This window comes from Baekduia sp. (assembly GCF_035685985.1).
Taxonomy (GTDB): domain Bacteria; phylum Actinomycetota; class Thermoleophilia; order Solirubrobacterales; family Solirubrobacteraceae; genus Baekduia.
The window spans coordinates 21,592-48,380 of record NZ_DASRZV010000005.1; the positions used below are offsets into that span (position 1 = coordinate 21,592).

General features: G+C 73.5%; 27 protein-coding genes. 16 read left to right on the forward strand and 11 right to left on the reverse strand.

The window, feature by feature from the left end:
- Positions 1-33 precede the first annotated feature (33 nt).
- The 4 genes from VFG42_RS01635 to VFG42_RS01650 are packed head-to-tail and all read right to left on the reverse strand — an operon-like array spanning position 34 to position 3,982.
- Positions 34-900 (reverse strand): alpha/beta hydrolase, encoded by an 867-nt coding sequence (locus VFG42_RS01635; RefSeq protein WP_324904557.1) that lies wholly within the window; start codon positions 898-900, stop codon positions 34-36.
- A 10-nt stretch (positions 901-910) separates the two neighbouring features.
- Entirely contained in the window at positions 911-2,416 is a 1,506-nt protein-coding gene (locus VFG42_RS01640) for an MFS transporter (protein WP_324904559.1), read from the reverse strand.
- 13 nt (positions 2,417-2,429) lie between these two features.
- Complete coding sequence (locus VFG42_RS01645; RefSeq protein WP_324904561.1) at positions 2,430-3,077, reverse strand: GntR family transcriptional regulator; 648 nt, start codon at positions 3,075-3,077, stop codon at positions 2,430-2,432.
- Positions 3,074-3,982: a DMT family transporter gene (locus VFG42_RS01650; RefSeq protein WP_324904563.1), complete on the reverse strand. Its 909-nt coding sequence runs from the start codon at positions 3,980-3,982 to the stop codon at positions 3,074-3,076. The genes VFG42_RS01645 and VFG42_RS01650 overlap by 4 nt, the downstream gene beginning before the upstream one ends.
- 91 nt (positions 3,983-4,073) lie before the next feature.
- Between VFG42_RS01650 and VFG42_RS01655 the strand changes: the two genes are divergently transcribed.
- The gene (locus tag VFG42_RS01655; RefSeq protein WP_324904566.1) at positions 4,074-5,072 is read left to right on the forward strand and encodes a 3'-5' exoribonuclease YhaM family protein; all 999 of its coding nucleotides are present in this window, start codon (positions 4,074-4,076) and stop codon (positions 5,070-5,072) included.
- A 39-nt stretch (positions 5,073-5,111) separates the two neighbouring features.
- Here VFG42_RS01655 and VFG42_RS01660 read toward each other — a convergent pair whose 3' ends face one another.
- Positions 5,112-5,357 carry a histidine kinase dimerization/phospho-acceptor domain-containing protein gene (locus tag VFG42_RS01660; protein ID WP_324904568.1) on the reverse strand — a complete coding sequence of 82 codons (246 nt, stop codon included), beginning with the start codon at positions 5,355-5,357 and terminating at the stop codon, positions 5,112-5,114.
- Complete coding sequence (locus VFG42_RS01665; protein ID WP_324904570.1) at positions 5,354-5,995, reverse strand: response regulator transcription factor; 642 nt, start codon at positions 5,993-5,995, stop codon at positions 5,354-5,356. The genes VFG42_RS01660 and VFG42_RS01665 overlap by 4 nt, the downstream gene beginning before the upstream one ends.
- 144 nt (positions 5,996-6,139) lie before the next feature.
- Between VFG42_RS01665 and VFG42_RS01670 the strand changes: the two genes are divergently transcribed.
- Positions 6,140-8,200, forward strand: a complete 2,061-nt coding sequence (locus VFG42_RS01670) for a helix-turn-helix transcriptional regulator (RefSeq protein WP_324904572.1) — start codon at positions 6,140-6,142, stop codon at positions 8,198-8,200.
- Here VFG42_RS01670 and VFG42_RS01675 read toward each other — a convergent pair.
- Complete coding sequence (locus VFG42_RS01675; RefSeq protein ID WP_324904574.1) at positions 8,181-8,849, reverse strand: helix-turn-helix domain-containing protein; 669 nt, start codon at positions 8,847-8,849, stop codon at positions 8,181-8,183. The genes VFG42_RS01670 and VFG42_RS01675 overlap by 20 nt on opposite strands.
- A gap of 117 nt (positions 8,850-8,966) precedes the next feature.
- On the opposite strand from VFG42_RS01675, the gene VFG42_RS01680 reads away from it, so the two are divergent.
- Genes VFG42_RS01680 through rfbB form a run of 5 tightly spaced genes read left to right on the forward strand, consistent with a single transcriptional unit; the run spans position 8,967 to position 13,254 of the window.
- Positions 8,967-9,791, forward strand: coding sequence for a class I SAM-dependent methyltransferase (locus VFG42_RS01680; RefSeq protein WP_324904577.1), 825 nt, complete (start codon positions 8,967-8,969; stop codon positions 9,789-9,791).
- A 48-nt stretch (positions 9,792-9,839) separates the two neighbouring features.
- Positions 9,840-10,313 (forward strand): pyridoxamine 5'-phosphate oxidase family protein, encoded by a 474-nt coding sequence (locus VFG42_RS01685; RefSeq protein ID WP_324904579.1) that lies wholly within the window; start codon positions 9,840-9,842, stop codon positions 10,311-10,313.
- A 3-nt stretch (positions 10,314-10,316) separates the two neighbouring features.
- A complete protein-coding gene (locus tag VFG42_RS01690; protein WP_324904581.1) occupies positions 10,317-11,390 on the forward strand; it encodes a glucose-1-phosphate thymidylyltransferase in 1,074 nt (357 codons plus the stop codon).
- Positions 11,390-12,238 carry a dTDP-4-dehydrorhamnose reductase gene (gene rfbD / locus VFG42_RS01695; protein ID WP_324904583.1) on the forward strand — a complete coding sequence of 283 codons (849 nt, stop codon included), beginning with the start codon at positions 11,390-11,392 and terminating at the stop codon, positions 12,236-12,238. The genes VFG42_RS01690 and rfbD overlap by 1 nt, the downstream gene beginning before the upstream one ends.
- Positions 12,235-13,254, forward strand: a complete 1,020-nt coding sequence (gene rfbB / locus VFG42_RS01700) for a dTDP-glucose 4,6-dehydratase (protein WP_324904585.1) — start codon at positions 12,235-12,237, stop codon at positions 13,252-13,254. Before rfbD ends, rfbB begins: the two co-directional genes overlap by 4 nt.
- Here rfbB and VFG42_RS01705 read toward each other — a convergent pair.
- Together VFG42_RS01705 and VFG42_RS01710 are read right to left on the reverse strand one after the other, a co-directional pair.
- Positions 13,229-13,831: a hypothetical protein gene (locus VFG42_RS01705; RefSeq protein ID WP_324904587.1), complete on the reverse strand. Its 603-nt coding sequence runs from the start codon at positions 13,829-13,831 to the stop codon at positions 13,229-13,231. The genes rfbB and VFG42_RS01705 overlap by 26 nt on opposite strands.
- A gap of 63 nt (positions 13,832-13,894) precedes the next feature.
- Positions 13,895-14,329, reverse strand: coding sequence for a nuclear transport factor 2 family protein (locus VFG42_RS01710; protein WP_324904589.1), 435 nt, complete (start codon positions 14,327-14,329; stop codon positions 13,895-13,897).
- 34 nt (positions 14,330-14,363) lie between these two features.
- Between VFG42_RS01710 and VFG42_RS01715 the strand changes: the two genes are divergently transcribed.
- The 3 genes from VFG42_RS01715 to VFG42_RS01725 all read left to right on the forward strand — a co-directional run bounded on the left by VFG42_RS01715 (position 14,364) and on the right by VFG42_RS01725 (position 20,340).
- Complete coding sequence (locus VFG42_RS01715) at positions 14,364-15,017, forward strand: helix-turn-helix domain-containing protein (RefSeq protein ID WP_324904591.1); 654 nt, start codon at positions 14,364-14,366, stop codon at positions 15,015-15,017.
- Positions 15,018-15,083: 66 nt separating this feature from the next.
- On the forward strand, positions 15,084-15,845 hold the full coding sequence (locus VFG42_RS01720; protein WP_414642305.1) for a uracil-DNA glycosylase: 762 nt from the start codon (positions 15,084-15,086) through the stop codon (positions 15,843-15,845).
- 37 nt (positions 15,846-15,882) lie between these two features.
- Positions 15,883-20,340: a DEAD/DEAH box helicase gene (locus VFG42_RS01725; RefSeq protein WP_324904595.1), complete on the forward strand. Its 4,458-nt coding sequence runs from the start codon at positions 15,883-15,885 to the stop codon at positions 20,338-20,340.
- Positions 20,341-20,376: 36 nt separating this feature from the next.
- On the opposite strand, the gene VFG42_RS01730 is transcribed toward VFG42_RS01725, so the two are convergent.
- Positions 20,377-21,684 carry an FAD-binding oxidoreductase gene (locus VFG42_RS01730; RefSeq protein WP_324904597.1) on the reverse strand — a complete coding sequence of 436 codons (1,308 nt, stop codon included), beginning with the start codon at positions 21,682-21,684 and terminating at the stop codon, positions 20,377-20,379.
- A gap of 18 nt (positions 21,685-21,702) precedes the next feature.
- Between VFG42_RS01730 and VFG42_RS01735 the strand changes: the two genes are divergently transcribed.
- Positions 21,703-22,488: an Fpg/Nei family DNA glycosylase gene (locus tag VFG42_RS01735; protein WP_324904599.1), complete on the forward strand. Its 786-nt coding sequence runs from the start codon at positions 21,703-21,705 to the stop codon at positions 22,486-22,488.
- Positions 22,485-23,240, forward strand: coding sequence for a glycerophosphodiester phosphodiesterase (locus tag VFG42_RS01740; protein ID WP_324904601.1), 756 nt, complete (start codon positions 22,485-22,487; stop codon positions 23,238-23,240). The genes VFG42_RS01735 and VFG42_RS01740 overlap by 4 nt, the downstream gene beginning before the upstream one ends.
- Here the strand turns inward: VFG42_RS01740 and VFG42_RS01745 are convergent.
- Positions 23,230-23,754: a hypothetical protein gene (locus VFG42_RS01745; protein WP_324904603.1), complete on the reverse strand. Its 525-nt coding sequence runs from the start codon at positions 23,752-23,754 to the stop codon at positions 23,230-23,232. The two genes, VFG42_RS01740 and VFG42_RS01745, sit on opposite strands and share 11 nt — an antisense overlap.
- Positions 23,755-23,818: 64 nt before the next feature.
- Here VFG42_RS01745 and VFG42_RS01750 point away from each other — a divergent pair, with 64 nt between their 5' ends.
- Genes VFG42_RS01750 through VFG42_RS01765 form a run of 4 tightly spaced genes read left to right on the forward strand, consistent with a single transcriptional unit; the run spans position 23,819 to position 26,777 of the window.
- The gene (locus VFG42_RS01750) at positions 23,819-24,343 is read left to right on the forward strand and encodes a sigma-70 family RNA polymerase sigma factor (RefSeq protein WP_324904604.1); all 525 of its coding nucleotides are present in this window, start codon (positions 23,819-23,821) and stop codon (positions 24,341-24,343) included.
- Positions 24,330-25,574: a DUF4349 domain-containing protein gene (locus tag VFG42_RS01755; protein ID WP_324904607.1), complete on the forward strand. Its 1,245-nt coding sequence runs from the start codon at positions 24,330-24,332 to the stop codon at positions 25,572-25,574. The genes VFG42_RS01750 and VFG42_RS01755 overlap by 14 nt, the downstream gene beginning before the upstream one ends.
- 58 nt (positions 25,575-25,632) lie before the next feature.
- Positions 25,633-26,331 carry a Crp/Fnr family transcriptional regulator gene (locus VFG42_RS01760; RefSeq protein ID WP_324904609.1) on the forward strand — a complete coding sequence of 233 codons (699 nt, stop codon included), beginning with the start codon at positions 25,633-25,635 and terminating at the stop codon, positions 26,329-26,331.
- Complete coding sequence (locus VFG42_RS01765) at positions 26,331-26,777, forward strand: NUDIX hydrolase (protein WP_324904611.1); 447 nt, start codon at positions 26,331-26,333, stop codon at positions 26,775-26,777. Before VFG42_RS01760 ends, VFG42_RS01765 begins: the two co-directional genes overlap by 1 nt.
- The last annotated feature ends 12 nt before the right edge of the window (positions 26,778-26,789 follow it).

Consider the following 26,789-nt stretch of genomic DNA (forward strand, 5'->3'; position numbering starts at 1 on the left):
CGAGCGCGGCCGCGGGAGGTTCGCATCGACCATCTACGAATTGTGGCGCATCGTGAACCTCTCAAGCTCCGTGACGAACCGCTCGGGCGCCTCGACCTGCGGGCAGTGCCCGACGCCGTCGAGCAGCACGTAGGTCGTGTCGGGCAGCGCGTCGAGCACGTGGCGCGACCCCTCGTGGCGCACCATGCGGTCACGGTCGCCCCAGATCAGCAGCACCGGGACGGCGATGTCGGCCAGCGCGAAGCCCTCCAGGGTCAGCTCCGGCAGCAGGCGGCGGCCGTTGGCCAGCACGGTGGCGACCGCGTCGCGCTCGCGCAGGTGCTGGGTGAACGACGACACGACCTCGGCGGCCGCCGCGCGCGGCGCCGCGAAGGCGAGCGCGCGGTAGACCTCGCCGACGACCGTCCGCACGAGCGCCTCGGGCAGCGGCACCGGGGCGGCGAGCAGCGCGCGGACGAACGGGTCGCGCTCGATGACCCGGAACCAGCCCGGCATGTCGAGCCCCGCGGGCGCGACCGGGACGATCCCGGCCAGCGGCAGCCCGTCGTCCTCGCCGGCGCGCAGCGCGACCGCGCCGCCCAGCGAGTTGCCGGCCAGGACGACCGGCGCGCCCCCGGCCTCCTCGGAGGCGTGGCGCACCGCGGCCGACGCGAACGTCCGGTACTGCTCGAGCACCGGCACGCCGTCCTTCAGCGCGTCGGCGCGCCCGTAGCCCGGCAGGTCGACGGCCAGCGCGCGGCGGCCGCGGCGCCCCAGCAGGTCCAGCGCGCGGCGCCACGTGTCGGCCGAGTCCGCGAAGCCGTGCAGCAGCACCAGCGGCGGGCCGTCGCCCTCCAGCTCCAGCGCGCGCGTGGTGACGCCGTCGAGCGTCAGGCGGTGCTCGACGAGCGGCTCGTGCATCGCCCCATCATCACCCGGCGGCCTGCTGCGGCCGGCCGTGGGCGACGAGGTCCTTGCTGCGCACGAGCACCAGCGAGCCGACCGCACCGGCCAGCGCGACGACCGCGGCGATGACGAGGATCTCGTTCAGCGCGCCGGTCCAGCCGGTGAGGAACGCGTCGTGGAACGGCGCCGGGACCGCGCGCGCGTTGCCCTGGGCCAGCAGCTCCGACGGCGGCAGCGACGGCGTCGGCTGGGCGTGCAGCGCGTCGATGATCCGGTGCGTGATCGTCCCCTGGAAGATCGCGCCGAGGCCCGCGATGCCGGTCGCGATGCCGACCTGGCGGAACGTGGAGTTCACGCCCGAGGCCATCCCCGCGCGGCGCGGCTCGACGACGCCGACGGCGGTCGAGGCGATCGCCGGGTTCGTCAGGCCGACGCCGAGGCCGCCGAGCAGGAAGCCGGGCAGCAGCGCGGTCCAGCCCGAGTTCTTGTCCAGCCCCGACATGAGGATCAGCCCGATCCCGACGCAGCCCAGGCCGACCGCCAGCAGGTAGCGCACCGGCACGCGCTCGGTGAGGTTGCCCGACAGCGCGGCGGCGAAGAACGACAGGACGGTCGTCGGCAGGAACCGCAGGCCGGCGTCCAACGGGCCGTACCCGAGGATGTTCTGCATGAACAACGTCAAGTACAGGAACATGGCGAACATCGACGCCGACAGCGTGAACGCCGCGATCGACACGCCGACGAACGTCGGCTTGCGGAAGAGCGTCAGGTCGAGCATCGGATGCTCCAGGCGCTGCTCGATGACCACGAAGGCCACCAGCAGGACGACCGCGCCGACCAGCAGGCCCACGATCAGCGCGCTGCCCCAGCCCTCGCCGTTGCCGCGCACCAGCGCGAAGACCAGCGCGAACAGCGCCGCGGAGAACGTGACCAGGCCGGCGACGTCGACCGGCGCGGGGTGCGGGTCCCTGGACTCGCGGACCATCCGCAGCGTCACCGCGATCGCGGCCAGGCCGATCGGGACGTTGACGTAGAAGATCGACTGCCAGCTGACGTGCTGGACCAGCACGCCGCCGACCAGCGGGCCGACGGCGACCGACGCGCCGGTCGTCGCGCCCCAGATGCCGAACGCGGTGCCGCGCTCGCGGCCGCCGAACGAGGCGGCCAGCAGCGCCAGCGAGGTCGCGAACATCGCCGCGCCGCCGACGCCCTGCAGCGCGCGGGCGAGGTTCAGCGCGGTCGGGGACTGCGACAGGCCGCAGAGCAGCGAGGCGAGGCTGAAGAGCGCGAGGCCGGCGACGAAGATCCGGCGGCGGCCGAGCCGATCGGCCAGCGAGCCGGCGGTCAGCAGGAACGCGGCGAGCGTCAGCGCGTAGGCGTCGACGACCCACTGGAGGTCCTCGAAGGAGGAGCCGAGATCCCTCTGGATGTCGGGGAGCGCGACGTTCACGATCGTGACGTCGAGCAGGAGCATGAACGTCGCGACGCACACGGCGCCCAGGGTCCACCAACGATGCGGGTCGGGCTGCATGTTGCGCAGTGAACTACCCGGAGCGCTCCCGGGCAACCGCGCCGTCGAAGACCGTGCCCGCGGCGGCGCGCAGATGCCGGCGCAGGACGTCGGGCCCGTCGCGCTCGATGTCGGCCACGAGCTGGACGTGCTCGTCGCCCAGGCGCTCGAACGTGTAGTACGGGCGCACGTAGAGCAGGAAGAGCCGCGTCTGGGCGCTCAGGCGGTCGTGGACGGCCTCGATCCGCGGCGAGCGGGCGGCGCGCACGATCGTCGAGTGCAGGTCCGCGTGCGCACGCGAGACCGTCGACCAGGTGGGTCGCGCCCGCGAGCAGGCGCGCCGCAGCACCTCGGCGGACTGGTGGACGCTGGGCGGCAGCCGGTCGCCGTGCTTGGCCAGCGCGAGGTGGGCGGCCTCGACCTCCAGCGCGGCGCGCAGCTCGTAGAGCGCGAGGATCGCGTCGGCGTCGAGGCCGGCGACGCTCGCGCCGCGGTTGCGCTGGATCGTCACCAGGCCCTCGTCGGCCAGCGTGCGCAGCGCGGCGCGGACCGTGTGGCGGGCGGCGCCGTGGGTGGTGACGAGGTCGGCCTCGACCAGGCGGGTTCCGGCGGGCAGCCCGCCGTCGAGGATCTGCTCGCGCAGGGTCGCGGCGACGCGGTCGACGGCGGTGGTCGTGCTCATGCGGGGATCTCCAGGACGGGACGGCGGCGGCGCGGCGCCGCCAGCACGACGAGCCCGGCCAGGATGATGAAGATGCCGGCGATCGCGACCACGCCCGGGCGCTCGCCCAGGACGACCGCGCCCAGCAGCGCGGCGGTGACCGGCTCGGCCAGCGTGAGCGTCGCGACCTCGTTGGCGGGCAGGTGGCGCAGGCCGGAGGCGAACAGGATGTAGGCGATGGCGGTCGGGACCGCGCCCAGCCACAGCGCCATGGCGGCGCCGCCGGCGGTCGCGATCCACGCGACGTCCCCCAGGACCAGGACGGGGGCCAGCAGGACCGCCCCGAGCCCGAACAGCCGCGCCATCACCGGTTCGACCTGATGGCCTTGGTCGAGCAGGCGCTTGGAGGCCAGCGTGAAGCCGGCGTAGGCGGCGCCCGCGCCGACCGCGAGCGCGACGCCGGGCGCGCTGACCTCGCCGCCGCCCTCCAGCGCGAGCATCGCCACGCCCGCGCAGGCCAGCGCGGTGGCGACGGCCCACGCGCGGCCGGGGACGCGGCCGTCCAGCAGCCAGCCGCCGAGGCCCGCCAGCGCGGGCGCCGAGCCGAGCGCGACGACCGTGCCGACCGCGACGCCGGTGTCCTTGACGGCCGCGAAGAAGCACAGCTGGTAGGCGGCGACCCCGACGGCGCCGATGGCCAGCGGCACACGCGACCAGGCGATGCGGGTCACCGCGGACGTCGTATGGACGTCGGCAGTGACCCGGGACCGGGTGGTGGCCCACTCGTAGGCGAGCAGGAGCACGGCGCCGACCGCGATCCGCGCCGCGCCCACGGTCATCGACGAGGCGCCGTCCGGCCCGAGTGCTTGTGCCGTGCCGGTCGTGCCGAAGCAGACGGCGGCGAGGAGGACGAGGAGGCGCGGCATGGCGGCGACGATTGTTCCACAATTTGTGGAGATGCTGCAACGAAGGCGCGGAAGCCGGAGGTCCGTCCGCCGAGCGTGTCACCTTGCCGCCGTGCTCGTCCGCGACCTCCGACACGGCTCCGATCTCGACCAGGTGCTCCTGGTCCGCGAGGCCGACCGGCGCCGTCGTCGCGACGGGAGCGAGTTCCTCAAGTTGGTGCTGGGCGACCGCACCGGCGGGGTGCCCGCGATGGTCCGGGAGGACGTCGCGCGGGCGCTGGAGCTGTGCCGCGCGGGGTCGCCCGTGCACGTCGTCGGCCGCTACGAGGTCCACCCGCGCTGGGGCGCGCAGATCGAGATCAACGTGCTGAAGCCCGCGCTGGACGGGACGTTCGACCCGGCCGAGCTGCACGACGGCCCGCCGCACGACGTCGACACGATGGAGGCGGAGTTCCGCGAGGTCATCGCCACCGTGCGCGACCCGCACCTGGCGCGGCTGCTGCACACGTTCCTCGGCGAGGGCTCGGAGACATGGGCGCTGTACCGCGTCGCCCCGGCCGCCAAGCGCTTCCACCAGGCCTACCTGCACGGGCTGCTGGAGCACTGCCTGACGGTCGCCAAGGCCGTCCACGCGACGAGCCAGGTCTTCCCCGGCATCGACCACGACGTGGCTGTCACCGGCGCGTTGTTGCACGACATCGGCAAGTTGGAGGCCTACACCTGCGAGGCGCCGATCGACATGACCGACTCGGGCCGGCTGCTCGGCGAGATCCCGCTGGGCTACTACCGCGTGCGTCGCGTCATCGAGGACCTCGACGGCTTCCCGCCCGCGCTGGCCCAGTCGGTGTTGCACATCATCTTGAGCCACCACGGCGCGCTGGAGCACGGCTCGCCGGTCGTGCCCTGCACCCGCGAGGCGACGCTCGTCCACATGATGGACAACCTCGGCGGCCGCCTCGGCTCCTTCGACCGCCTCGAGAAGGAGCTTCCGCCCGGCGCCGTCTGGTCGGGCTTCGACCGCGCGCTCGGCGGCGGCGCCTACTTCGGCTCCGCCGGCACCGACGCCTCGGCGATCACGGCACAGGACCGCCGCCCGCCGCAGGCAGCCTGAGCGCCGTCTCGACGCCGATCCGGGGCTCAGGAGCGCCTCTCAGAGTTCTGACGACAAGCGATCCTCTCGCTCGTCATCGAGGATGTCCTTCATCTCGCGCCCGGCTTGGGCGATGCGGCCGAGGTACTCGGCGCGTCGGGACTCGTCGAGGGTCGTGTGGCCGCGGTCCAGCAGCTCGGCGAAGCCCTGCACGATCGTCAGCGGCGTGCGCAGGTCGTGCACGAGCTTGGCCAGGCGCTCGTTCGGGTCCTCGGGCCAGGGGACGCCGTCGGTCCCGGGGCTCATCGGTCGTCGCGCGAGGAGTCCAGCGCGATCTCGCCGCGCTCCAGCGCGATGGCGATCGCGTGCACCCGGTTGCGCGCCTGGAGCTTGCGGATCACGTTGCGCACGTGCGTCCGGACGGTCTCGACCGAGACGCTGATCTTGTCGCCGATCGCCTCGGCGGTCATGCCCTCGGCCATCAGGTGCATGATCTCGCGCTCGCGCGGCGACAGCTGCGGCACGTGCGCGGTGGCGCGCGGCGACAGCAGGATGCGGTCCAGGCGCGGGTCCACGTAGGAGCCGCCGCCCGCGACGCGCTCGATGGCGGCCATCAGCTCGTCCATCGACCCGGCCTTCAGCGCGTAGCCGCGCGCGCCGGAGTCCAGCCCGTCGTAGAGCAGCTCGGCGTCGGAGTCGCCGGTGTAGAGGATCACGCCCAGCTCGGGGCGGCGCGCGAGCAGCTCGCGCGTGAGGTCGATCCCGGAGCCGTCGGGCAGCTGGATGTCGACGATCGCGACGTCCGGCTCGGCGTGCTCGACGAGGTCGACGCCGGCGGCGACGTTGCCCGCCGCGCCCACGACTTCCAGCCCGCCGTGCTGCAGCAGGGCGACCAGCCCTTCCCGCAGGGCCTCATGGTCGTCGACGATCACGAGCTTCGTCATTGGGGCCGAACCGTACACGTCGCCTACCCGTCATGGCATCTCTGGACGCCCTGGACGTCACCGCACCGAATCTGCGGAAAGAGCGCGGGGAGTTCTGCAACGAACGGCCCATCGCGCGGGTCGGGGCCGTATCGTCGTCTGCCTATGGCGAAGGACACCGAGAAGCTCATCCGGCAGCTCTCGCTCATCTCGTACCTGATGGCCGAGCGTCGCCCGGTCACCGCGCTCGAGATCCGGCGGGACGTCGAGGGCTACTCGGGCATGAACGAGGACGCCTTCGCCCGGCGCTTCTACGCCGACCGCGCCGAGCTGGAGTCGCTGGGGATCCAGCTGACCGTCGAGAAGCCCGCCGACGGCGTCGCCGAGCAGGAGAACTACTCCCTGCGCCCCGAGAACTTCCACCTGCCCGCGATCGCCTTCACCGACGAGGAGCTGGCGTCGCTGCAGTTCGCGCTCAACCTGCTCGACGGCGAGTTCGCCTACGCCGAGCCGCTGCGCCTGGCGCTCCAGCAGATCACCTGGGGCCGTCCGTCGCCGCTGAACGCGCCGGACCGCGGGTCGATCGCGCTCGGCGTGACCGCGTCGGCCGGCGGCCACGACCTCTCGCAGCGCCTGGCGAAGATCGAGACCGCGATCTTCCGCAACAAGACGATCACGTTCGAGTACTACACGATGGAACGCGACGTGGTCGAGGCCCGCAAGGTCGACCCCTACCACCTGCTCTTCCAGGGCGGGCAGTTCTACCTCCTGGGCCGCTCCCACGAGCGCGACGCCATCCGCGTCTTCCGCCTCTCGCGCATCCAGGGCAAGGTCGCCTACGCGACCAAGGCCGAGCACGACTTCAAGCGCCCCGCCGACTTCGACCCGCGCGCCTACGCCGGGCGCGCCGACTGGCAGTTCGGCGACGCGGTCGGCACCGCCGAGATCTGGATCTCCGGGCGCATCGCCTGGCAGGTCGAGCGCCACTTCGGGCGCTTCGGCCAGGTCCGCCCCGCGGAGGACGGCTCCGAGGACCGCATCTTCACCACCGAGTACGCCTCGGTGCGCCAGCTGGCGGCCTGGGCGCTGCGCCTCGGCGAGCACGCGCGCATCCTCGGGCCCGACGAGCTGGTCCGCGAGGTCGCCGAGCGCGTCGAGCGCCTGCACGACCTGCACGCCGGCGAGCTGGAGCTGGCCGCGCCGGTGCCCGCCGCGGCCGGCGGCGAGGACGAGGCCGAGAGCGGCACGTCGTCCAAGCGCGAGACCGCGATCCGGCCGGAGCGCTTCGCGCGGCTGGTGACGCTGGCGTCGATCCTGATCGAGGCCGGGCGCAAGCAGCAGCTGCTGCCCTTCGCGCAGGTCTGCGAGAAGCTCCAGGTGTCCGACGCCGAGCTGCGCGAGGACATCAACGTGCTCAACGTCGTCAACTTCGGCGGCGGGTCCTACGTCCTGTACGCCGACATCCGCGACGACGGCATGATCGACGTCGACCCCGAGCCCTACAGCGACAACTTCGACCGCCCGGCGCGCCTGCTGCCGGTCGAGGCCAAGGCCCTGGTCGCGGCGATCGACCTGATCGGCGACCACCTGCCCGAGGGCGCGCTGAGCAGCGCCCGCGAGAAGATCGTCGCGGCGCTCGGCGCGGACCCGATGGAGCAGGGCCTCCAGGTCGCCAGCGGCACCGGCGACGACTCCGAGATCGCCCGCGTCGTGTCGCGCGCGATCGCCTCGTCCCAGCTGCTCAAGTTGCAGTACTACAAGGCCAACGAGGACCAGTTCACCGAGCGCGTGGTCGAGCCCTACGCCTTGATCAACGGCCGCGAGGGCTGGTACGTCGCCTCCTTCGACCCGGCACGCGAGGCCGTCCGCCACTTCCGGCTGGACCGCGTCAAGACCGCCGAGGTCCTGGACGAGGCGTTCACGCCGCGGCCCGAGGTCGATCCCGCCGCCGACGTCGAGGGCTGGCCGCGCACCGGCGAGGTCGAGGCCTCCCGCGTCGCCCGCGTCTGGATCTCCGCCGACCGCGCCCGCTGGTCGCGCGAGCAGCGCCGCGTCGCCCAGGAGCTGGCCGACGGCTCGGTGGTCGTCGAGCTGCCCTACAAGGGCACCGACTGGCTCGTGCGCGAGGTGCTCGCCGAGGCCGGCGACGCCGCGGTCGTCGCGCCCGCCGAGGCCCGCGAGGCGGTCCGCGCCGCGGTCGCGCGCCTCACGCCCGCGGTGCGCTAGCCGCCATCACCGTCAGCCGCGGCCCGTCATAGGCGCCGCGCCCGGTCCAGTCCGCGACGCGGCGGGTCAGCTCCAGCGGCCCGTCGAAGCTGACCTGGCCCGCCTTCATGGAGGCGCCGACCGAGGTGCGGCCGGCCAGCCACTTCGCCAGCCACTCCGAGGTCGTCGTCACCACGAGGTCGTCGCCGCCGTCGCCCGGCGGGTGCTTGCAGACCTCGGCGCACGGCGTGTCGAGCAGCAGCCAGTAGCGGCGATGGTGGGGGCCGTGCAGCTCGAAGCGGATGACCGTGCGGCTCGCGGGCAGGTCGGCGGGCAGCAACGACTTCGCCAGCAACCGCAGGACGCTGCCCGCGTCGACGTCGGCCGGGACCAGCTCGATCCAGCGCTCGCCCCACATGCCCAGCGCGTCGCAGACCGGGCGCAGCGCCTCGCCCGCGGGCGTCGGGACGTAGTGCACGGTGCCGTCGCCCTGCGGCCGGCGCTCCACCAGCGCGTGGTGCTCGAGCATCCGCAGGCGCTCGGTCAGCACCTGGCGCGAGATGCCCGGCGCGTGCTCGCGCAGCTCGGTGAACGTGCGGCAGCCGAGCAGCAGGTTGCGCACGATCACCGGCGTCCAGCGCGTCGCGAAGACCTCCGCGGCGCGGCTCATGGGGCAGAAGTCGCCGCTGTCGGCCATGGTCCTGCGCAGTGTGCGCCGGTCGCCGCGCTCGGGCAAGTCCGGATTGCGGACTGGACGGGGCCGCGCCGGCGGCGGAGCCTGCGGCGCATGACCAGCACCCTCCCCATCACCCCGGAGCAGCTCAAGGACGGCCACCGCGTGATCTGGGCCTCCGGCGACTACGCCGCGGTCGCCGACACGATCGACGAGGCGCTCCCCGCCGCCCTGCTGGCCGAGCTGCCGCCGCTCAGCGGCGCCGACGTTCTGGACGTCGCCACCGGCACCGGCAACCTCGCCGTCCGCGCCGCGTCCGCGGGCGCGCGGCGCACGGTCGGCCTCGACCTCGTCCCCGAGCTGCTGGACGTCGCCCGCGCCCGCGAGCACGCCGATGGCGTCGAGTGGGTCGTCGGCGACGCCGAGCGCCTCCCGTTCGGCGACGGCATGTTCGACGTCGTCGCCTCGGTCGTCGGCATCCAGTTCGCGCCGCGCCACCAGGTCGTCGCCGGCGAGCTGCTGCGCGTCCTGCGCCCCGGCGGCACGCTCGGCCTCGTCAACTGGACGCCCGCCGGGCTGGTCGGCCAGATGTTCGCCGTCCTGGGCCGCCACCTGCCCGCGCCCCCGGCCTTCGCCTCGCCGCCGCCGCTGTGGGGCGACCCCGACCACGTCGCCGCGCTGCTGGACGGCGGCGTCGGCGCCCTCACCGCGCGACGCGGCGTCAACACGTTCCGCGCGGCGTCCGCCGACGCCTTCGCGGACTTCTTCGAGGACAACTACGGCCCGATCCACACCGCCAGGAACAAGCTCGGCGACGCCTGGGCACCGTGCGGCGACGGGCTTCGCGAGGTCTACGAGCGCCTCGGCCGCCGGACCGACGACGGCCCCGGCTGGGCGGTCGACAGCGAGTTCGTGGTGATCACCGCGCGACGCGCCTGACCCGTCGGCCAGGTCACCGGCGCGCGAGGTCGTTAGCCTCCTGCGCCGGTGAGCCGACGCGATCAGATCAAGATGACCGAGGCGGAGGTGCTCGCGTTCCTCGAGGAGGAGCGCGTCGTCACCTGCGCCACCTTCGGGCCCAACGGGTGGCCGCACCTGATGCCGCTCTGGTACGTCCTGCGGGACGGCCGCGTCTGGGCCTGGACCTTCGCCAAGTCGCAGAAGACCAAGAACCTGGAACGCGACGCGCGCGCCACGCTCCAGGTCGAGGCCGGCCGGGACCAGTACCCGCAGCTGCGCGGCGTGATGCTGGAGACCGAGGTGCGGATCCACCGCGAGACGCCCTTCGTCACCGACCTCGGGCTGGAGATCTTCGCCCGCTACGGCGGCGCGAGCGTCGAGGACCTCGACCCCGGCGTGCGCGCCATGGTCGAGCAGCAGGCCGCCAAGCGCGTCGGGCTCGAGTTCGTCGAGGTCCGCCGCGCCACCTGGGACCACCGCAAGCTCGGAGGGGTGTACTAGGCGATGACGCCGCTGAAGGGGCTGATCCTGTCGGGGGGCAAGGGCACGCGCCTGCGCCCGATCACGCACACGAGCGCCAAGCAGCTCGTGCCGGTCGCCAACCGCCCGGTCCTGTTCTACGGGATCGACGCGATGGCCAAGGCCGGCATCGAGGAGATCGGCATCATCATCGCGCCGGAGACCGGCGAGGAGATCAAGGAGGTCGCCGGCGACGGCTCGGCCTTCGGCGTGAAGATCACCTACATCCTGCAGGACGAGCCGGCGGGCCTCGCGCACGCGGTGCTGACCGCCGAGCCGTTCCTGAAGGACTCGCCGTTCGTCATGTACTTGGGCGACAACCTGCTGCAGGGCGGCATCGACGACCTCGTCGCGGCGTTCCGGTCCAACGAGCCGGACGCGCTGATCCTGCTGACGCCCGTGCCCGACCCCGAGCACTTCGGCGTCGCCGAGCTGGACGGCGACCGCGTCGTCGCGCTGGCCGAGAAGCCGCCGGAGCCCAAGACGAACCTGGCGCTGGTCGGCGTGTACATGTTCACGCCGCTGATCCACGACGCCGCCCGCGCGATCGAGCCGAGCGCCCGCGGCGAGCTGGAGATCACCGACGCCATCCAGCACCTGGTCGACACCGACAAGCGGGTCGAGCCGCACGTCGTCCAGGGCTGGTGGAAGGACACCGGGCGCCTCGACGACATGCTGGAGGCCAACCGCCTGATCCTCGACCGCTTCGAGCGCCGCGTCGACGGCGAGCTGATCGACTCCCAGGTCGAGGGCCGCGTCGTGATCGAGGCGGGCGCGACGCTGACGCGCTCGACCGTCCGCGGCCCGGCGATCATCGGCGCGGGCGCGAACCTGACCGACTGCTACATCGGCCCGTACACGGCGATCGGCGAGGACTGCGTGGTCGAGAAGGCCGAGGTCGAGCACTCGATCCTGCTGACCGGCTCCTCCGTCCACGACCTCGACGGCCGCATGGAGTCCTCGCTGCTGGGGCGCAACGTGCACATCCGCCGCAGCTCCGGACAGCCCCGCGCGTTCCGGTTCATGGTGGGCGACAACTCGGACATCGGGATCCTCTAGTGCGCCTGCTCGTGACCGGGGCGGCCGGGATGCTCGGCCATCGCGTCGTCAGCGACGCGCGGACGCGCGGCTGGGAGGCCGTCGGCGTCGACCTGCCCGACGGCGACCTGACCGATCCCGAGGCCGCGATGGCGATGGTCGAGGAGCACGCGCCGGACGCGGTCATCCACTGCGCGGCGTTCACCGACGTCGACGGCGCCGAGGAGCGCGAGGGCCTCGCGCAGGCCGTCAACGCCGACGCCTCCGCCAACGTCGCGGCCGCCGCGGCGGCGCTGAGCGCGCGGGTCGTGGGCGTCTCCACCGACTACGTCTTCGACGGCACGTTGACCGGCCGTCCCTACGTCGAGTCCGACCCGACCGCGCCGATCGGCGCCTACGGCCGCACGAAGCTCGCGGGCGAGATCGCGTTGGCCAACCACAACCCCAACCACGCGATCGCCCGCACCGCGTGGCTGTTCGGGGTCGGCGGCAAGAACTTCTGCGACACCATGCTCACGGTGGCCGAGGGCCGCGACGCCGTGCGCGTCGTCACCGACCAGGTCGGCTCGCCGACCTGGACCGGCCACCTCTCGCCCGCGCTGCTGGACCTCGCCGCGAGCGACGCCGTCGGCGTCTTCCACACGGCGGGCGGTGGGCAGGTCTCCTGGCACGGGCTCACCGTCAAGCTGTACGAGTTGGCGGGCGTGACCGCGCGCGTCGACGAGACCACCGCGGCCGAGTTCGCCCGTCCGGCCCCGCGGCCGGCCTGGAGCGTGCTGGCCAGCGAGCGCGACGAGACCCCGCGGCTGCCGCCGTGGGAGGAGGGCGTCGCGGCCTACTTGAACGACAGGAACGGAGGCGGATCGTGAAGCTGCTCGTCTGCGGCGGGGCCGGGTTCATCGGCTCCAACTTCGTGCGCCAGCGCGTCACCGAGAACGGCGACGAGGTCGTCGTCCTCGACAAGCTCACCTACGCCGGGCGCCGCGAGAACCTCGAGGACCTCGGCGACGCCGTCACGCTCGTCCACGGCGCGATCGAGGACCCCAAGAAGGCGGGCGAGGCGATCGGCGACGGCGTCGACGCGATCGTCAACTTCGCCGCCGAGACCCACGTCGACCGCTCGATCAGCGGCCCGGACGCGTTCGTGGAGACCAACGTCCGCGGCTCCCTGACCCTGCTGGAGGCCGCGCGCGAGCGCGAGGTCCCGCGCTACGTGCAGATCTCCACCGACGAGGTGTACGGGTCGATCGAGGAGGGCTCCTTCACCGAGGAGTCGCCGATCGTCCCGTCGTCGCCCTACTCCGCCTCCAAGGCGGGCGGCGATCTGCTCGTGCAGTCCTACTTCCACACCTACGGGCTGGAGACGGTGATCGCGCGCGGGTCCAACAACTACGGGCCCTACCAGTACCCCGAGAAGCTCATCCCGCTGATGATGCTCAGCGCGCTGCACGACGACAACCTGCTCGTCTACGGCGACGGCCTCAACGTCCGCAACTGGCTGTTCGTGGAGGACTTCGGCCGCGGGATCTCCCACATCCTGGCCCACGGCGCGCCGGGCGAGGTCTACAACGTCGGCGGCCCGACCGAGTCCACCAACCTGGACGTCGTCAACGGCATCCTGGAGCACACGGGCAAGGACGAGTCCCTGATCAAGTTCATCGAGGACCGCAAGGGCCACGACCGGCGCTACTCGCTGGGCAGCGAGAAGGTGAAGGCCTTGGGCTGGTCGGCCCAGGTCGACTTCGAGGAGGGCCTGGAGCGGACGCTCTCGTGGTACCGCGACAACCCGTCCTGGTGGCAGCCGATCGTCGACTCGGCGGACTTCCGCGAGTACTACGAGCGCCACTACAAGCGGCCGCTCAACTGGCGCGCAGCGGCGCGGTAGCGCCGAACAGCTCCGGCGAGGGGATCCCGATCACCTCGCCGGCGAAGCGCTTGGTCGTCCCGTAGACGACCCACGTCGTGTCGACCTCGCCGATCAGGCGGTCGAGCTTGAGCTGGTCGGGGAAGCGATCCAGCCACTCCAGGTGCGTGAGCGCGGCGTCGAACTCGCCGCGCAGCAGCGCCTCGGCGGCGTAGGGCTTGGAGATCTGCGGGACCTTGACCTCCCACTCGGAGAGGTCGACGTAGCCCTCGGTCGCCTCGACGATCCCGAGCGAGCGCGCCGGGCCGTCGAGGTCGGCGCGCGACAGGATCGCCAGGGCCTTGGTCGGGTAGATGAAGGTGTCGACGACGAACACCTCCTCGTAGTGGCGCTCGGTCACCTCGTGCACGCCCGGATGCGCGCTGCACTGGACCAGGAACGCGTCCTGGCGGCCGCGGATCCGGTCGAGGCCGTCGAAGAAGTCGGTGATGAACTCGAACCGCACCTCGTCGTCGGGCAGGCCCTGGAAGCGCGCGTAGTTGGCGACCGCGCGGTGGTGGCAGGTGCCCTCGGGGCCCAGCGTGACGAAGGTGACCATGCCTGGGTGGTACCGGCCGCGGGCGGCGGCCGCCAGAGCCAGGCGGCTGTGGACGGGCGGGCGCTACGCCTGGCCCAGCGACGAGATGCGCCAGGCCTTGCCGACCTTGGTCAGCGTCAGCGTGTCGGTCTGCTTCTTCTTGCCGGCCGCGTCGGACTCGACGAGCGCGGTCGCCGTGGTGCCGTCGATCGTGACCTTCTTGACCTGCAGCTCGAAGGAGTCGGCGTCCTTGAGCGGGTCCTTCAGCGCGTCGGCGCAGGTCGCCGTGGGGTTGGCCTTCTTGATCTGGGCGACCAGGTCGGCGGCGAGGATCTGGTCGCAGATCTTGTCGCGGTCGCCCTTGGAGGCGGCCGACTGCAGGTTCTCGACGGTCTGCGCGACGGCCTTCTGCTGACCCTGGAAGTCCTTGGCCGAGTCCTTGGACGTCTGGCCGCACGCGGACAGCGTCAGCGCGGCGGCGACCAGGACGGGCAGAACACGAAGGGGAGCGGCGGCCATCAACCATCACCCTATCTAGGATGCGTCGCACGTAATGGCCCAAGCCCCACGCACCACCACCCCCACCGTCGTCCCCCGCGGCCGCCACGCGCCGCCGCTGGAGGTTCGGCTGACCGTCCAGCGCCGTCGCCTGTTCGAGGCCGCCGCGACCGTCTTCGCCCAACGCGGGTTCGCGGACGCCACCGCCGAGGCGATCTCGCGCGAGGCGGGGATGTCGAAGGCGACGTTCTACGAGCACTTCGCCAACAAGGAGGAGGCGATCCTCGCGCTGTTCGACGAGGCCGCCACCGAGGTCATGCGCCAGATGGCGCTCGCCTCCGAGCAGCAGACCGAGACCTACCCCGAGCACCTGGCCAACGGCACGCGCGCGTTCCTGCGCACGCTGGCCGACTGGCCGGACGCCGCGCAGACGCTGCTCGTCGAGATCATCGGCGCGGGCCCGCGCGCGACCGAGCGACGCGACGCGATCCTCGACGCCTTCGCCGACGCGATCTACCGCGACAACGAGCGCACGGCACCCAAGTACGGGGCGCCGCGCTTCGCCTCGCGCGACGACGCGTTCGCCTGCGTCGGCGCGATCGTCGAGCTGGCCTCGCGGCAGCTGCGGACCAAGAAGCCGCGCGACATCCGCGAGCTGGAACCCGTGATCGACCGGCTGATGTTGGGGATCCTCGAGCAGGCACGATGATGGTCAGCGGATGCCTCGTCGAGAGGTTCCCCAGGATCCTCGAGCAGGCACGATGATGGTCAGCGGATGCCTCGTCGAGAGGTTCCCCAGCATCCTGGAGCAGTCCCACACCGCGTGAGCCCGGGCGCCCACGCCGATCTCGCGGTCCTGGAGGCGGAGGTCACCGCCTGCCGGCGCTGCCCGCGCCTGGTCGCCTGGCGCGAGCAGGTCGCGGCCGAGAAGCGCGCGTCGTTCAAGGACGACATCTACTGGGGCCGGCCGATCCCGGGCTTCGGCGACCCCGACGCGCGCGTGCTGATCCTCGGCCTGGCGCCCGCCGCGCACGGCGCCAACCGCACCGGCCGCGTCTTCACCGGCGACCGCTCCGGCGACTTCCTGTTCGCCTCGCTGCACCGGACCGGCTTCGCCAACCAGCCGACGTCGGTCTCGCGCGACGACGGCCTGGCGCTGAAGGACGCGTGGATCACCGCCGCGGTGCGCTGCGCGCCGCCGGCCAACAAGCCGACGCCCGCCGAGCGCGACGCGTGCCTGCCGTGGACGGTCGCCGAGCTGGACCACATCGCGCAGGTGCGCGTCGTCGTCTGCCTCGGGCAGTTCGCCTGGGACGCCGCGCTGCGCCTGCGCGCCGCGCTCGGCCACGCGCCGCCGCGGCCGAAGCCGAAGTTCGGGCACGGCGCGCTGTGGTACGACGACGACCTCGCGAATCCGGGCTGGGCGTTGTTGGGCACCTACCACCCGTCGCAGCAGAACACGTTCACCGGCGTGCTGACCGAGGCGATGATGGACGACGTGTTCACCACCGCCCGCGAGGTCGCGGGGCTGACGTGATCGGCTGAGGACGGGGCGGTCGTACCCTGAGGGGATCGTGGCCGCGCTCGACGCCTTCAGCCCCCAGACGCAGGAGTGGTTCGCCCGCGCGTTCGCGGGGCCGACGGCCGTGCAGGAGCAGGCCTGGCCGGCGATCGCCACCGGCGAGCACGTGCTGATCAGCGCGCCGACGGGGTCGGGCAAGACGCTGGCGGCGTTCCTGTGGTCCTTGGACAAGCTCGCCCGCGAGCCGCGCGCAGAGGGCGGCGGCACCGGCATCCGCGTGGTCTACGTGTCGCCGCTGAAGGCGCTCAGCTACGACGTCGAGCGCAACCTGCAGGCGCCGCTGGTCGGGATCGGCGCGGACCTGAAGGTCGGCATCCGCACCGGCGACACGCCGCAGCGCGACCGCATGCAGATGGGGCGCACCCCGCCCGACGTCCTGATCACGACGCCCGAGTCGCTGTACTTGATGGTCACCTCGCAGGCGCGCGACGTGCTGCGCGACGTCGAGGCGGTCATCGTCGACGAGATCCACGCGGTCGCGTCGACCAAGCGCGGCGCGCACCTGGCGCTGACGCTGGAGCGTCTCTCCGCCCTGGTGGCGGAGGAACACGGCGGCCGCGACCCGCAGCGGATCGGGCTCTCGGCGACGCAGAACCCGCTGGAGGAGGTCGGCCGCTTCATGGTCGGCCCGCGGCGGACGTGCACGATCGTCGACGCGGGCGTGCGCAAGCCGCTGGACGTCAAGATCCAGGTGCCGGTCGAGTCGATGGTCGAGCCGGAGCAGAGCGCGCCGTCCGATCCGCTGGAGCCGACGCCGGGCGGCTCGGAGGCCACGCGCAAGTCGATCTGGCCGGCCATGTACCCGCAGCTGCTGGAGCTGGTCCAGGCGCATCGCTCGACGATCATCTTCGTCAACAACCGGCGCGGCGCCGAGCGCTTGGCCTTGCGCCTGAACGAGCTGGCCGAGGAGGAGATCGCGCGCGCCCATCACGGGTCGCTGGCGCGCGAGGAGCGGCTGGTCGTCGAGGAGCAGCTCAAGGCCGGGCAGCTGCCGTGCCTGGTGGCGACCTCGTCGCTGGAGTTGGGCATCGACATGGGCGCGGTCGACCTGGTGCTCCAGGTCGAGTCCCCCAAGTCGGTCTCGCGCGGCCTGCAGCGGATCGGCCGCGCGGGCCACTCGGTCGGCGACGTCTCCAAGGGCCGCATCTTCCCGAAGTTCCGCGCCGACCTGCTGGAGTGCGCGGTCGTCGTGCGGATGATGCGCGAGGGGCGGATCGAGCCGACGGTCGTGCCGCGCAACCCGCTGGACGTGCTGTGCCAGCAGATCGTCGCGATCGCCGCCGGGACCGAGGCCGACGAGGACGGCGCCCCGGTCCCGGTCGACGACCTGTACGCCTTGGTCACCAGGACCTACACCTACGCCGAGCTGTCGCGCGAGCTGCTGGAGAACGTCCTGGACATGCTCGACGGGCGCTACCCGTCGCAGGAGTTCGGCGAGCTGCGGCCGCGCATCGTCTGGGACCGCGTCGCGGGGACGATCCGGCCGCGTCGCGGCGCCCGGCAGCTGGCGATCACCAACGCGGGGACGATCCCGGACCGCGGGCTGTACGCCGTCGTGCTGCCCGACGGGCGCCGCGTCGGCGAGCTGGACGAGGAGATGGTCTACGAGGCGCGACCGGGGCAGACGTTCCTGCTGGGCGCGTCGTCGTGGCGGATCGAGGAGATCCAGCGCGACCGCGTCGTCGTGACGCCCGCGCCGGGCGTGCCGGGCGCCGTGCCGTTCTGGCGCGGCGACAGCGTGGGCCGGCCGAAGGAGCTGGGGCAGGCGATCGGCGAGTTCTCGCGCTGGGCGGTCGACCAGCAGGCCGAGACGCTGGTCGCCGACTACGACCTCGACGAGCTGGCCGCCAAGAACCTGCTGGACTTCCTGCGCGAGCAGCAGGAGGCCACGCGCGTGGTGCCGAGCGACCGCACGATCGTGGTCGAGCGCTTCCGCGACGAGATCGGCGACTGGCGGTTGTGCGTGCTGTCGCCGTTCGGCGGGCGCGTGCACGCGGCGTGGGCGCTGGCGCTGAGCGCGCACATCCGCGACGAGGTCGGGCTGGAGTCCGACGCGATCTGGTCCGACGACGGGATCATCGTCCACCTGCCCGACGCCGACGAGCCCCCGGGCGCCGACCTGGTGCTGCTGGATCCGGACGAGGTCGAGGATCGCGTCGTCGGCGAGCTGGGCGCGAGCGCGCTGTTCGGCGCGCGCTTCCGCGAGAACGCGGGCCGGGCGCTCCTGATCCCGCGGGCCTACCCGGGCAAGCGCACGCCGCTGTGGCAGCAGCGGCTCAAGTCGCAGTCCCTGCTGGAGGTCGCCAAGCAGTACAGCGACTTCCCCATCATCTTGGAGACCTACCGCGAGTGCCTGCGGGACGTGCTCGACGTCCCGGGCCTCGTGGACCTGCTGACCGGCCTGCACGCGCGCGACCTCGGCGTGGTCGAGGTCGAGACCCGCACCGCGTCGCCGTTCGCGTCGTCGTTGTTGTTCGACTACGTCGCGACCTACATGTACGAGGGCGACACGCCCAACGCCGAGCGGCGTGCCGCCGCGCTGTCGCTCGATCGCGACCTGCTGCGCGAGCTGCTCGGCCAGGACGAGCTGCGCGAGCTGATCGACGCCGACGCGCTGGAGTCCGTGGAGGCCGACCTGCAGCATCGGTCGACGCGCACGCAGGCGACCGACCGCGACGGGCTGGCCGACGTGCTGCGGCGGGTGGGCGACCTGTCGCGCGACGAGGTCCGCGCGCGGGTGCTCGCCGATCTCGATTGCGACGGCATGGTGTCCGCCTTGGTCGACGAGCGCCGCGCGGTGCGGCTGCGCGTCGGCGGCGAGGAGCGGTTCATCGCGGCCGACGACGCCGGGCTGTACCGCGACGCGTTCGGGGCCGTGCCGCCGGGCGGACTGCCGGCCGCGTTCCTGGAGAGCGTCGAGCGGCCGATCGAGAAGCTCGTCGCGCGGTACGCGCGCACGCACGGGCCGTTCACGACCGAGGACCTGCGAGCGCGATGGGGCGTGGACGTGTCGTCGGCGCTGGCGTCGCTGGAGGCCGCGGGCGACCTCGTGCGCGGCGAGCTGCGCCCCGGCGGGACCGACCGCGAGTGGTGCGACCCCGACGTGCTGCGTCGCATCCGCCGCGCGTCGCTGGCGGTGCTGCGCAAGGAGATCGAGGCGACCGACCAGCGTGCGCTGGCGGCGTTCCAGCCGTCGTGGATGGGCGTCGACCGCCATCCGCCGGCAGGCGCCGGGATCGACCGCCTGCGCGAGATGTTGGTGCCCTTGCAGGGGCTGGCGCTGCCCGCCGACGTCTGGGAGCGCGACGTGCTGCCGCGCCGCGTGGGCGCGTACTCGCCGACGTGGATGGACCAGCTGTGCGCCGCCGGAGAAGTTGTATGGGTCGGAGCGGGCGCGCTGGGGCGCAACAGCGGGCGCGTCGCGCTGTACTTCCGCGACGACGCCGAGATGCTCGGACGGCCGTGGGTGCGCGGCGGGGTCGAGACGCCGTCGTTGCCCGAGCACGACGCGCTGCGCGCGCGGCTGCAACGCGGCCCGTGCTTCTTCACCGACTTCCTCGCCGAGCTGGACCTCGCGCCGGAGATGGTCCAGGAGGCGCTGTGGGATCTCGTCTGGGCGGGCGAGGTGACCAACGACGCGTTCGCGCCGCTGCGCGCGCCGCGGCTGACGCTGGCGCGGGCGCAGAAGTCGGCCATGGCGGCTCGGGCCGGGCGCGGCATGCGCGCCGGGACGCGGTTCGGCTCGCGGCGCGGCATGGGCGCGGCGGCCCAGCAGGTCCAGGGCCGCTGGGCGCTGACGACGTCGATCTTCCGCGCCGAGGTGGATCCGAGCGCGCGCCGTCGCACGATCGCCGAGCTGCTGCTGGAGCGCTACGGGATCGTCACGCGCGAGCACGTGCTGGCCGAGGGCGTGCCGGGCGGGTTCTCGGGCTTGTACGACGCGCTGAGCACCCTCGAGACGCTCGGCGTCTGCCGCCGCGGCTACTTCGTCGAGGGCCTCGGCGGCGCGCAGTTCGCGCTTCCGGGCGCGGTCGAGCGGCTGCGCACCCAGAGCGACCGGGCCGAGGAGGCGCCGCCGATCGTGTTGGCCGCGACCGATCCGGCGCAGCCCTACGGCGCGGCGCTGCCCTGGCCGAAGCGCCGGGACGACGTGGACACGGCGCGCGCGAAGCCGGCACGGGCGGCGGGCGCCTACGTCGTCCTGGCCGGCGCCGAGCCGGTGGTCTACGTCGAACGCGGCGGCCGCGGCATCCAAGTGCTGGTGGAACGCACGGACCCGCGCCTCCGGCCCGCGCTGGACGCGCTGGCCGCCTTCATCACCGGCGACCGCAAGCTGAAGCTGTCGCTGGAGCGCGTGGACGGCGACGCGGTCGTCGGGTCGGACCTGGAAGGACTGCTCATCGAGGTCGGCTTCCGGGCGGGGCCGCGGAAGCTGACGCTGAGCGCCTGATCGCGGACGCTGACGCTCGGCGCGTCCGCCTGGCGCCTACGGCTCCTTCTTGCCCGGGTTGAACAGGCCCTTGGGGTCCAGCGCGCGCTTCACGGCCCGTGCCGCGTCGACGGCCGCCGGCGACCATTGCCGTGACAGCTGCCCGGCCTTCAGCAGGCCGATGCCGTGCTCGCCGGACGCGGTGCCGCCCAGCTCGCGGGCCAGGTCGAAGAGGTCGTGTGCGGCGGCGTTCGCGCGCGTTCGCATCTCGTCGTCGCCCGGGTCCAGGAGGAACGAGGAGTGCAGGTTGCCGTCGCCCGCGTGGCCCCAGGAGCAGCCCTCCAGGCCGTGGCGCTCGCCGATGGCGATCGTGCCCTCGATCGCGTCGGCCAGCCGCTCGACCGGGACCGCGATGTCCTCCGAGAGCTTCTCGCCGCGGGCCGCGCGCACCGCGATCGACACGCCCTCGCGCCAGCGCCAGACCTCGGCGGCCGGCGGGGACACCGCGCCGGACCCCAAGGCCTCCAACAGCTCGTCGCGATCGTGCGCCGACTCGGCTTCGCAGACCACCAACAACGCGGCGTCCGCGTCCAGGAACGGCGGAGGCGCGGCCGTCAGGCAGCGCCCGTCCAGGTACTCGACGGCCGCCGGGACGACGCCGCTGCCCAGCACCGCGTCGATCGCCGCGCAGCCCTCGCGCACGCTGCCGAACGCCGCGGCCACCGGGAACGCCTCGCCCGGCGCGGGCACCAGCCGCAGCCACGCCGCCGTCACGATCCCCAGCGTCCCCTCGGACCCGATCAGCAGCGAGCGCAGGTCCAGCCCCGCGACGTCCTTGCGCACCGGCCCGCCGAAGGACACCACCTCGCCCGGCGCGAGCACCGCCTCGACGCCCGTCACCCACCGGCCCGTCACCCCGTACTTGAACGCGTGCGGGCCGCCGGCGTTGGTCGCCAGGTTGCCGCCCAGCTGCGACTGCTCGGCCGCGCCGGGGTCGGGCGGAAACAGCAGCCCGTTCTCGCGGGCGCGCCGCGCGACGGTCGCGGTCGTCACGCCGGCCTCGGCGTGCATCCGCCACAACAGCGGGTCGAACGAGCGGATCGCGTCGAGGCGGTGCAACGCGATCGCCACCGCGCCCGCGTCGTCGGACCGCGGCACGATCCCGCCGCTGTAGCCCGAGCGGCCGCCGACCGGGATCATCGGGACGTCGCGGTCATAGCACCACGCCACGACCGCGGCGACCTCGCGCGCGTCGGCGGGCGCCACCAACGCGCCCGCGCGCCCCCGCAGCCCCGACGCGTCCTCCAGCGTCACGTCGGCTTCGACGTGGTCCGCGCCCACGATCGCGACGAGATCGGCGTGCACGTCCCCACCGTACCCTTGATGCAGGAGATGCCCGAGGGCGACACCATCCACCACGCCGCCAACCGGATCCGGCCGGTGCTGGCGGGCGCGGTCCCCGACGCGATCGCCACGCCGCACCCGCGCTTCGGCAAGGACCGGTGGCCCGAGCGTCTCGGCGGGCGCGCCGTGGAGGATGTCACCGCCCACGGCAAGCACCTGTTCCTGCGCTTCGAGGGCGACCTCACGATCCACTCGCACCTGCGGATGACCGGCGCGTGGCGCGTGCACCCCGCGGGTGCGCGGTGGGCGCGCTCGCCGCGGCGCGCGTGGCTGGTCATCGCCAAGGACGGCACCGACGTCGTCCAGTTCGACGGCCCCGTGCTGGAGCTGCTGACCGAGACGCGCGTGCGCTTCGACCGCCGCCTCGCGCTGCTCGGGCCCGACCTGATCGACGAGGACTTCGACGAGCGCGAGTTCCTGAAGCGGTTGCGCGGCGACGACCCGACGCGGGGCATCGGCGACGCGCTGCTGGACCAGCGCACGATCGCGGGGATCGGGAACCTCTGGAAGGCCGAGGGCTGCTGGCGCGCGGAGGTCGACCCGTGGCGGCCGACCGGCGAGGTCGGCGACGACGAGGCCCTGCGGATCGTCCACGAGCTGCAGGGCCCGATGCGGCGGTCGGCGCGCGACGGCCACCAGACGCGCGATCGCAACGTGTACAAGATGGAGGGCCGGGCGTGCCCGCGCTGCGGCGTGAAGATCCTCGCGCGCGGGCAGGGCGACGACAACCGGACGACATACTGGTGCCCGGGATGTCAGAGATGAGCACGCAGCAGGGGCGACACCGCAGCCGGCGGATCGGCCACAAGGGCGCCGACCACATCGCGCCCGGCAACACCACCGCGAGCTTCGACGCCGCGCTGGCCCACGGCTGCGACATGGTGGAGTTCGACGTCCTCGACGAGCGCGCCGAGGACGGCTCGCGCACCGGGCGGCTCGTCCTCGCCCACGACCTCAAGGACGCCAAGCGGCCCGACGTCCTCACGCTCGAGGAGGGGCTCGACCACCTGGCCGGCGACGCGTTCGCGGGCGTCGAGCTGGACGTCGACCTCAAGACCCACGGCTACGAGCAGCGCGTCATCGAGGCGCTGCGCGAGCGCGACCTGGAGTCGCGCACGCTCATCTCCACGATGGAGACCGTGTCGCTGCCGGTCGTCCGACGCCACAGCGACACCGTGCGGCTCGGCTGGTCGGTGCCCAAGGTCAAGCGCAACTACCTGGCCAACCCCATCACCAAGCCGCTGGCGATCGCGGTCGTCGCGCGCCTGCGCCGCACCGTCCCGCGCATGGTCGCCAAGGCCATCCGCGCCGGCGAGGTCGACGCGGTCATGTCGCACTTCTCGCTCGTCACGCCGCACTTCGTCCGCACCGTGCGGCGCGCCGGCGGCGAGCTCTACGTCTGGACCGTCGACGACGCCGACGCCATCCGCCGCTTCGAGGCCATGGGCGTCACCGGCGTCATCACCAACGACCCGCGGCTGTTCGAGGGCGAAGGAAGCGCGCCGCCTACGGCGTGACCGTGCACTCGGCCGCGCTGAAGCCCTTGGGGTCGGCCCCCGAGGTGCCCTTGTGGCCGGAGCGGGTGCGCTTGGTGGCGGAGCGGACGACCTTCTTGCCGACGCGCCACTCGTAGCTGACGATCCCGCGCAGGCGGTAGGTCTGGCCCTCGGGCGGCGGGGTCAGCGAGAAGTTCCAGCCGGACTCGCGGCGCTTGTACTTCGCCGAGCCGACGGGCTGGAAGCCGGAGTCGACGGTCGCGTCGGTCGGCGCCCACTTCTTCTCCGAGGCCTGCCAGTACTGGACCTGGAAGCGCATGTACATGCGCTCCTTGGGCTTGCCGGAGCCGGGCATCGAGGCGCGGATCCCGATCGTGTCCGGGTGCTTGGCCGTGTCGCAGATGTTGATCGTCGACCACAGGTCGGGCGACCGGTCGACGGTCGGCGCCTTGGCGGCCTGGGCGATGCCGGGCGCGACGGCGGCCAGGGCGGCGACGACGGCGGCGGCGGGAAGGAAGGCGGCGCGCAGCGACACGCGCGCAGCGTACCCAGGTGTGATGGATCGGCCGGTGGGACGTAGTGTCGGCGTGGGATCTGTCATGGAGCTCTCGACCTCCGAACCGACGACGGCCCGGTTCGATGCGCTCTACCGCGCGACGGCGTCGGACGTGTTCGCCTACGTGATGACGCTCGTGCGGGACCGCGCGTCCGCCGAGGACGTCACCGCGCTGACCTTCGAGCGGGCCTACCGACGCCAGGCGTCGTTCGACCCGGGCAAGGGCAGCCAGCGGGCGTGGCTGTTCGGCATCGCCCGCAACGCGGCGCTGGACGAGCTGCGCGCGCGCAAGCGCACGACCGCGCTGCTCGCCGACCCGGAGGACCCGGCGGCGGCCTCCGACGCCACCGCCGACCACGACGACGACGCGGCCGTGCGCCGCGCCACCGTCCGCGCCGCGCTCGCGCAGCTCTCGCCGCGCGAGCGCGAGCTGATCGCCCTCAAGTTCCACGCCGGGTTGAGCAACGTCGAGATCGCCAAGGTCCTGGGCATCTCGGCCGCCAACGCCGGCACCCGCGTGCACCGCGCGGTGACCCGACTCCGGAAGGCCTGCCATGCGCCGTCGTGACGCGCTCCCCGACCCCGAGGTCGACCACGGCCTGCGCGAGCTGGAGGCCGCGCTGGCCGGCGAGCCGGCCGCCGACCCCCAGCTGACCCGGCTGGTCGCCGACGTGCGCGCCGCGGCGCCCGCGCCGGACCCGCGGTTCCTGGCGTCGCTGGACGCCCGCGTCCACGCGGGCTTCCCGCGCGAGGAGGACACGCCGCGGCGCCCGAGCCGGCGCGCGGCCCTCCGGGCGCGGTTCCTGCGCCCCACGCTGCTGGCGCCCTCGGCGGCGGCGACGCTCGTCGCCGCGCTCGTCGTGGTCGGGATCGCCACCAGCGGCGGCGGGGACGACCGGACCGACCGCGGCTCCGCGTCGTCGTCCGCGGCCGCGTCCTCGTCGGACGAGGCGGCGAAGGCGGGCCGGACGGCGACGATGGCGCCCGGCGCGGCGCGCGACGAGGCGGCCCCGTCGACCGGCCCGGGCGCGCGGCCCGCCGTGCGGACGCAGTCCGCCGGGACCACCGCCGCGGCGGCCGTGCCGATGCCGACCGTGCCCTCCACCACCCCGCGCAAGGTGCAGCGCGCGGCCGAGCTGACGCTGACGCCCGCCCCCGCCGACGTCCAGGACACCGCCGACGGCGTCGTGCGCGAGACGCAGGCCGCCGGCGGCTACGTCCAGACCTCGTCGATCCGCACGCGCGAGGACGGCGGCACCGCGTCGTTCACGCTGCGGATCCCGTCGGCCAAGCTCGACGACACGCTCGCGAGCCTCTCCAAGCTCGCGCACGTCGGCTCGCTGAGCCAGTCCTCGACCGACATCACCGCGCAGACCGCCTCGGCCGCCGACCGCCTCTCCGACGCCCGCGCCGAGCGCCGCGCGCTGCTGCAGGCGCTGGGCCGCGCGACGACCGACCGCCAGATCGCGAGCCTGAAGGCGCGGCTGCGCGACAACCGCTCCGAGATCGCCCGCCGCCAGGGCGCACTGGACGCCCAGCGCCGCCGCGCGGACCTCGCGACGGTCGCCGTCGAGATCGACAGCGCCGGCCAGGCCGCGGCGCCCAAGAAGGGCGACGGCGCCTGGACGCCGCGCGACGCGCTGCACGACGCGGGCCGCGTGCTCGAGGTCGCGGGCGGCGTCGCGCTGATCGCGCTCGCGGTGCTCGCGCCGCTCGCCGTCCTGGTCGGGCTGGCGGCGCTGGCCGGCCGCGCGGTCCGGCGCCGCCGCCGCGAGTCCGCGCTGGACGGCGCCCGCTAGCGTCACCCCGCGCCCACTGTGCGACGGCCGTCACACAAAGGCCATAGACTCGGAGGCCGTGCCGCCTCAGTCCAGTGCCCAGAGCATCGAGCTGCTTGCCCAGGTGCCGGTGTTCGAGGCGCTGGCACCCCCGGACCTCGCCCAGGTCGCCGACGTCGCCGTCCCCCGCCACTTCTCCGGCGGCACCGTGATCTTCCGCGAGGGCGACACGTCGGACACGTGCTACGTCGTCGGCCGCGGCCACGCCCGCGCCGTGCGCGAGAACGTCGACGGCCGCACGATCACGCTCGCCCACTTCGGGCCCGGCGACATCTTCGGCGAGCTGGCGATGTTCGACGACGAGAAGCGCAGCGCGACGATCGAGACGCTCGACGAGGTCGAGGCGATCGCGATCCTCGGCCAGGACTTCCGCCGCCTGCTGCGCGAGCACCCCGACATCGCGGTCAAGCTCGTCATCGGCCTCGGCCGCCGGCTGCGCGAGGCCAACGAGCGGCTGGCGCGGCAGTCGTTCCAGACCGTGCAGTCGCGCGTCGCGGGCGTGCTCGGCCAGCTCGTGCGCCAGGCGCAGTCCGAGGGCGCCGGGGAGCGCGACGTGCTGGTGACGATCACCCAGGCCGACATCGCGCAGCTGGCCGGGTCCTCGCGCGAGTCCGCGTCACGGTTCCTCGCGGTGCTGGAGCGCGCGGGCGTCGTCACCCAGGGCCGCGGGCGCGTGACCGTCCACGAGCCGTCGGCGCTGGAGCGCTACGTCTACTGATGGCCGGGGCGGGCGGGAAAGGGTCCCCCAGCGAGTGGTCGGCCGGCGGCGTCGTCGTGCGCGGTCGGGAGTGCGTGGTCATCGTGCCGACACGGCGCGCGGCCAACGGCGACAAGGTCCTCGCGCTGCCCAAGGGCCACGTCGACCCGGGCGAGACGCCGGTCCAGGCGGCCGCGCGCGAGGTCCGCGAGGAGGCGGGCGTCGACACCGAGCTGGTCGGCGAGCTGGGCGCCGTCCGCTACTGGTACATGCGCAGCGGCAAGCGGATCGCCAAGCAGGTGGACTTCTTCCTGTTCACCTACGCCGGCGGCGACGTCGCCGACCACGATCACGAGGTCGAGCGCGCCTGCTGGATGCCCCTCAGAGAGGCCGCTGAGCGCCTGACCTACGACGGCGAGCGCGACATGGCCGCCCGTGCCCTGTCGCAGATCACCTCCGACGAGTAGTCTCCGACGCCG

Coding starts and splice junctions, on each gene's coding strand:
- VFG42_RS01680 (WP_324904577.1), top strand. CDS start 8,967: ATGACCAGCACCCTCCCCATCACCCCGGAGCAGCTCAAGGACGGCCAC.
- VFG42_RS01665 (WP_324904570.1), bottom strand. CDS start 5,995: ATGACGAAGCTCGTGATCGTCGACGACCATGAGGCCCTGCGGGAAGGG.
- VFG42_RS01720 (WP_414642305.1), top strand. CDS start 15,084: ATGCCTCGTCGAGAGGTTCCCCAGCATCCTGGAGCAGTCCCACACCGC.
- VFG42_RS01670 (WP_324904572.1), top strand. CDS start 6,140: ATGGCGAAGGACACCGAGAAGCTCATCCGGCAGCTCTCGCTCATCTCG.
- VFG42_RS01715 (WP_324904591.1), top strand. CDS start 14,364: ATGGCCCAAGCCCCACGCACCACCACCCCCACCGTCGTCCCCCGCGGC.
- VFG42_RS01660 (WP_324904568.1), bottom strand. CDS start 5,357: ATGAGCCCCGGGACCGACGGCGTCCCCTGGCCCGAGGACCCGAACGAG.
- VFG42_RS01765 (WP_324904611.1), top strand. CDS start 26,331: ATGGCCGGGGCGGGCGGGAAAGGGTCCCCCAGCGAGTGGTCGGCCGGC.
- VFG42_RS01645 (WP_324904561.1), bottom strand. CDS start 3,077: ATGAGCACGACCACCGCCGTCGACCGCGTCGCCGCGACCCTGCGCGAG.
- VFG42_RS01755 (WP_324904607.1), top strand. CDS start 24,330: ATGCGCCGTCGTGACGCGCTCCCCGACCCCGAGGTCGACCACGGCCTG.
- VFG42_RS01735 (WP_324904599.1), top strand. CDS start 21,703: ATGCAGGAGATGCCCGAGGGCGACACCATCCACCACGCCGCCAACCGG.
- VFG42_RS01690 (WP_324904581.1), top strand. CDS start 10,317: ATGACGCCGCTGAAGGGGCTGATCCTGTCGGGGGGCAAGGGCACGCGC.
- VFG42_RS01650 (WP_324904563.1), bottom strand. CDS start 3,982: ATGCCGCGCCTCCTCGTCCTCCTCGCCGCCGTCTGCTTCGGCACGACC.
- VFG42_RS01705 (WP_324904587.1), bottom strand. CDS start 13,831: ATGGTCACCTTCGTCACGCTGGGCCCCGAGGGCACCTGCCACCACCGC.
- VFG42_RS01675 (WP_324904574.1), bottom strand. CDS start 8,849: ATGAGCCGCGCCGCGGAGGTCTTCGCGACGCGCTGGACGCCGGTGATC.
- VFG42_RS01640 (WP_324904559.1), bottom strand. CDS start 2,416: ATGCAGCCCGACCCGCATCGTTGGTGGACCCTGGGCGCCGTGTGCGTC.
- VFG42_RS01740 (WP_324904601.1), top strand. CDS start 22,485: ATGAGCACGCAGCAGGGGCGACACCGCAGCCGGCGGATCGGCCACAAG.
- VFG42_RS01750 (WP_324904604.1), top strand. CDS start 23,819: ATGGAGCTCTCGACCTCCGAACCGACGACGGCCCGGTTCGATGCGCTC.
- VFG42_RS01635 (WP_324904557.1), bottom strand. CDS start 900: ATGCACGAGCCGCTCGTCGAGCACCGCCTGACGCTCGACGGCGTCACC.
- VFG42_RS01710 (WP_324904589.1), bottom strand. CDS start 14,329: ATGGCCGCCGCTCCCCTTCGTGTTCTGCCCGTCCTGGTCGCCGCCGCG.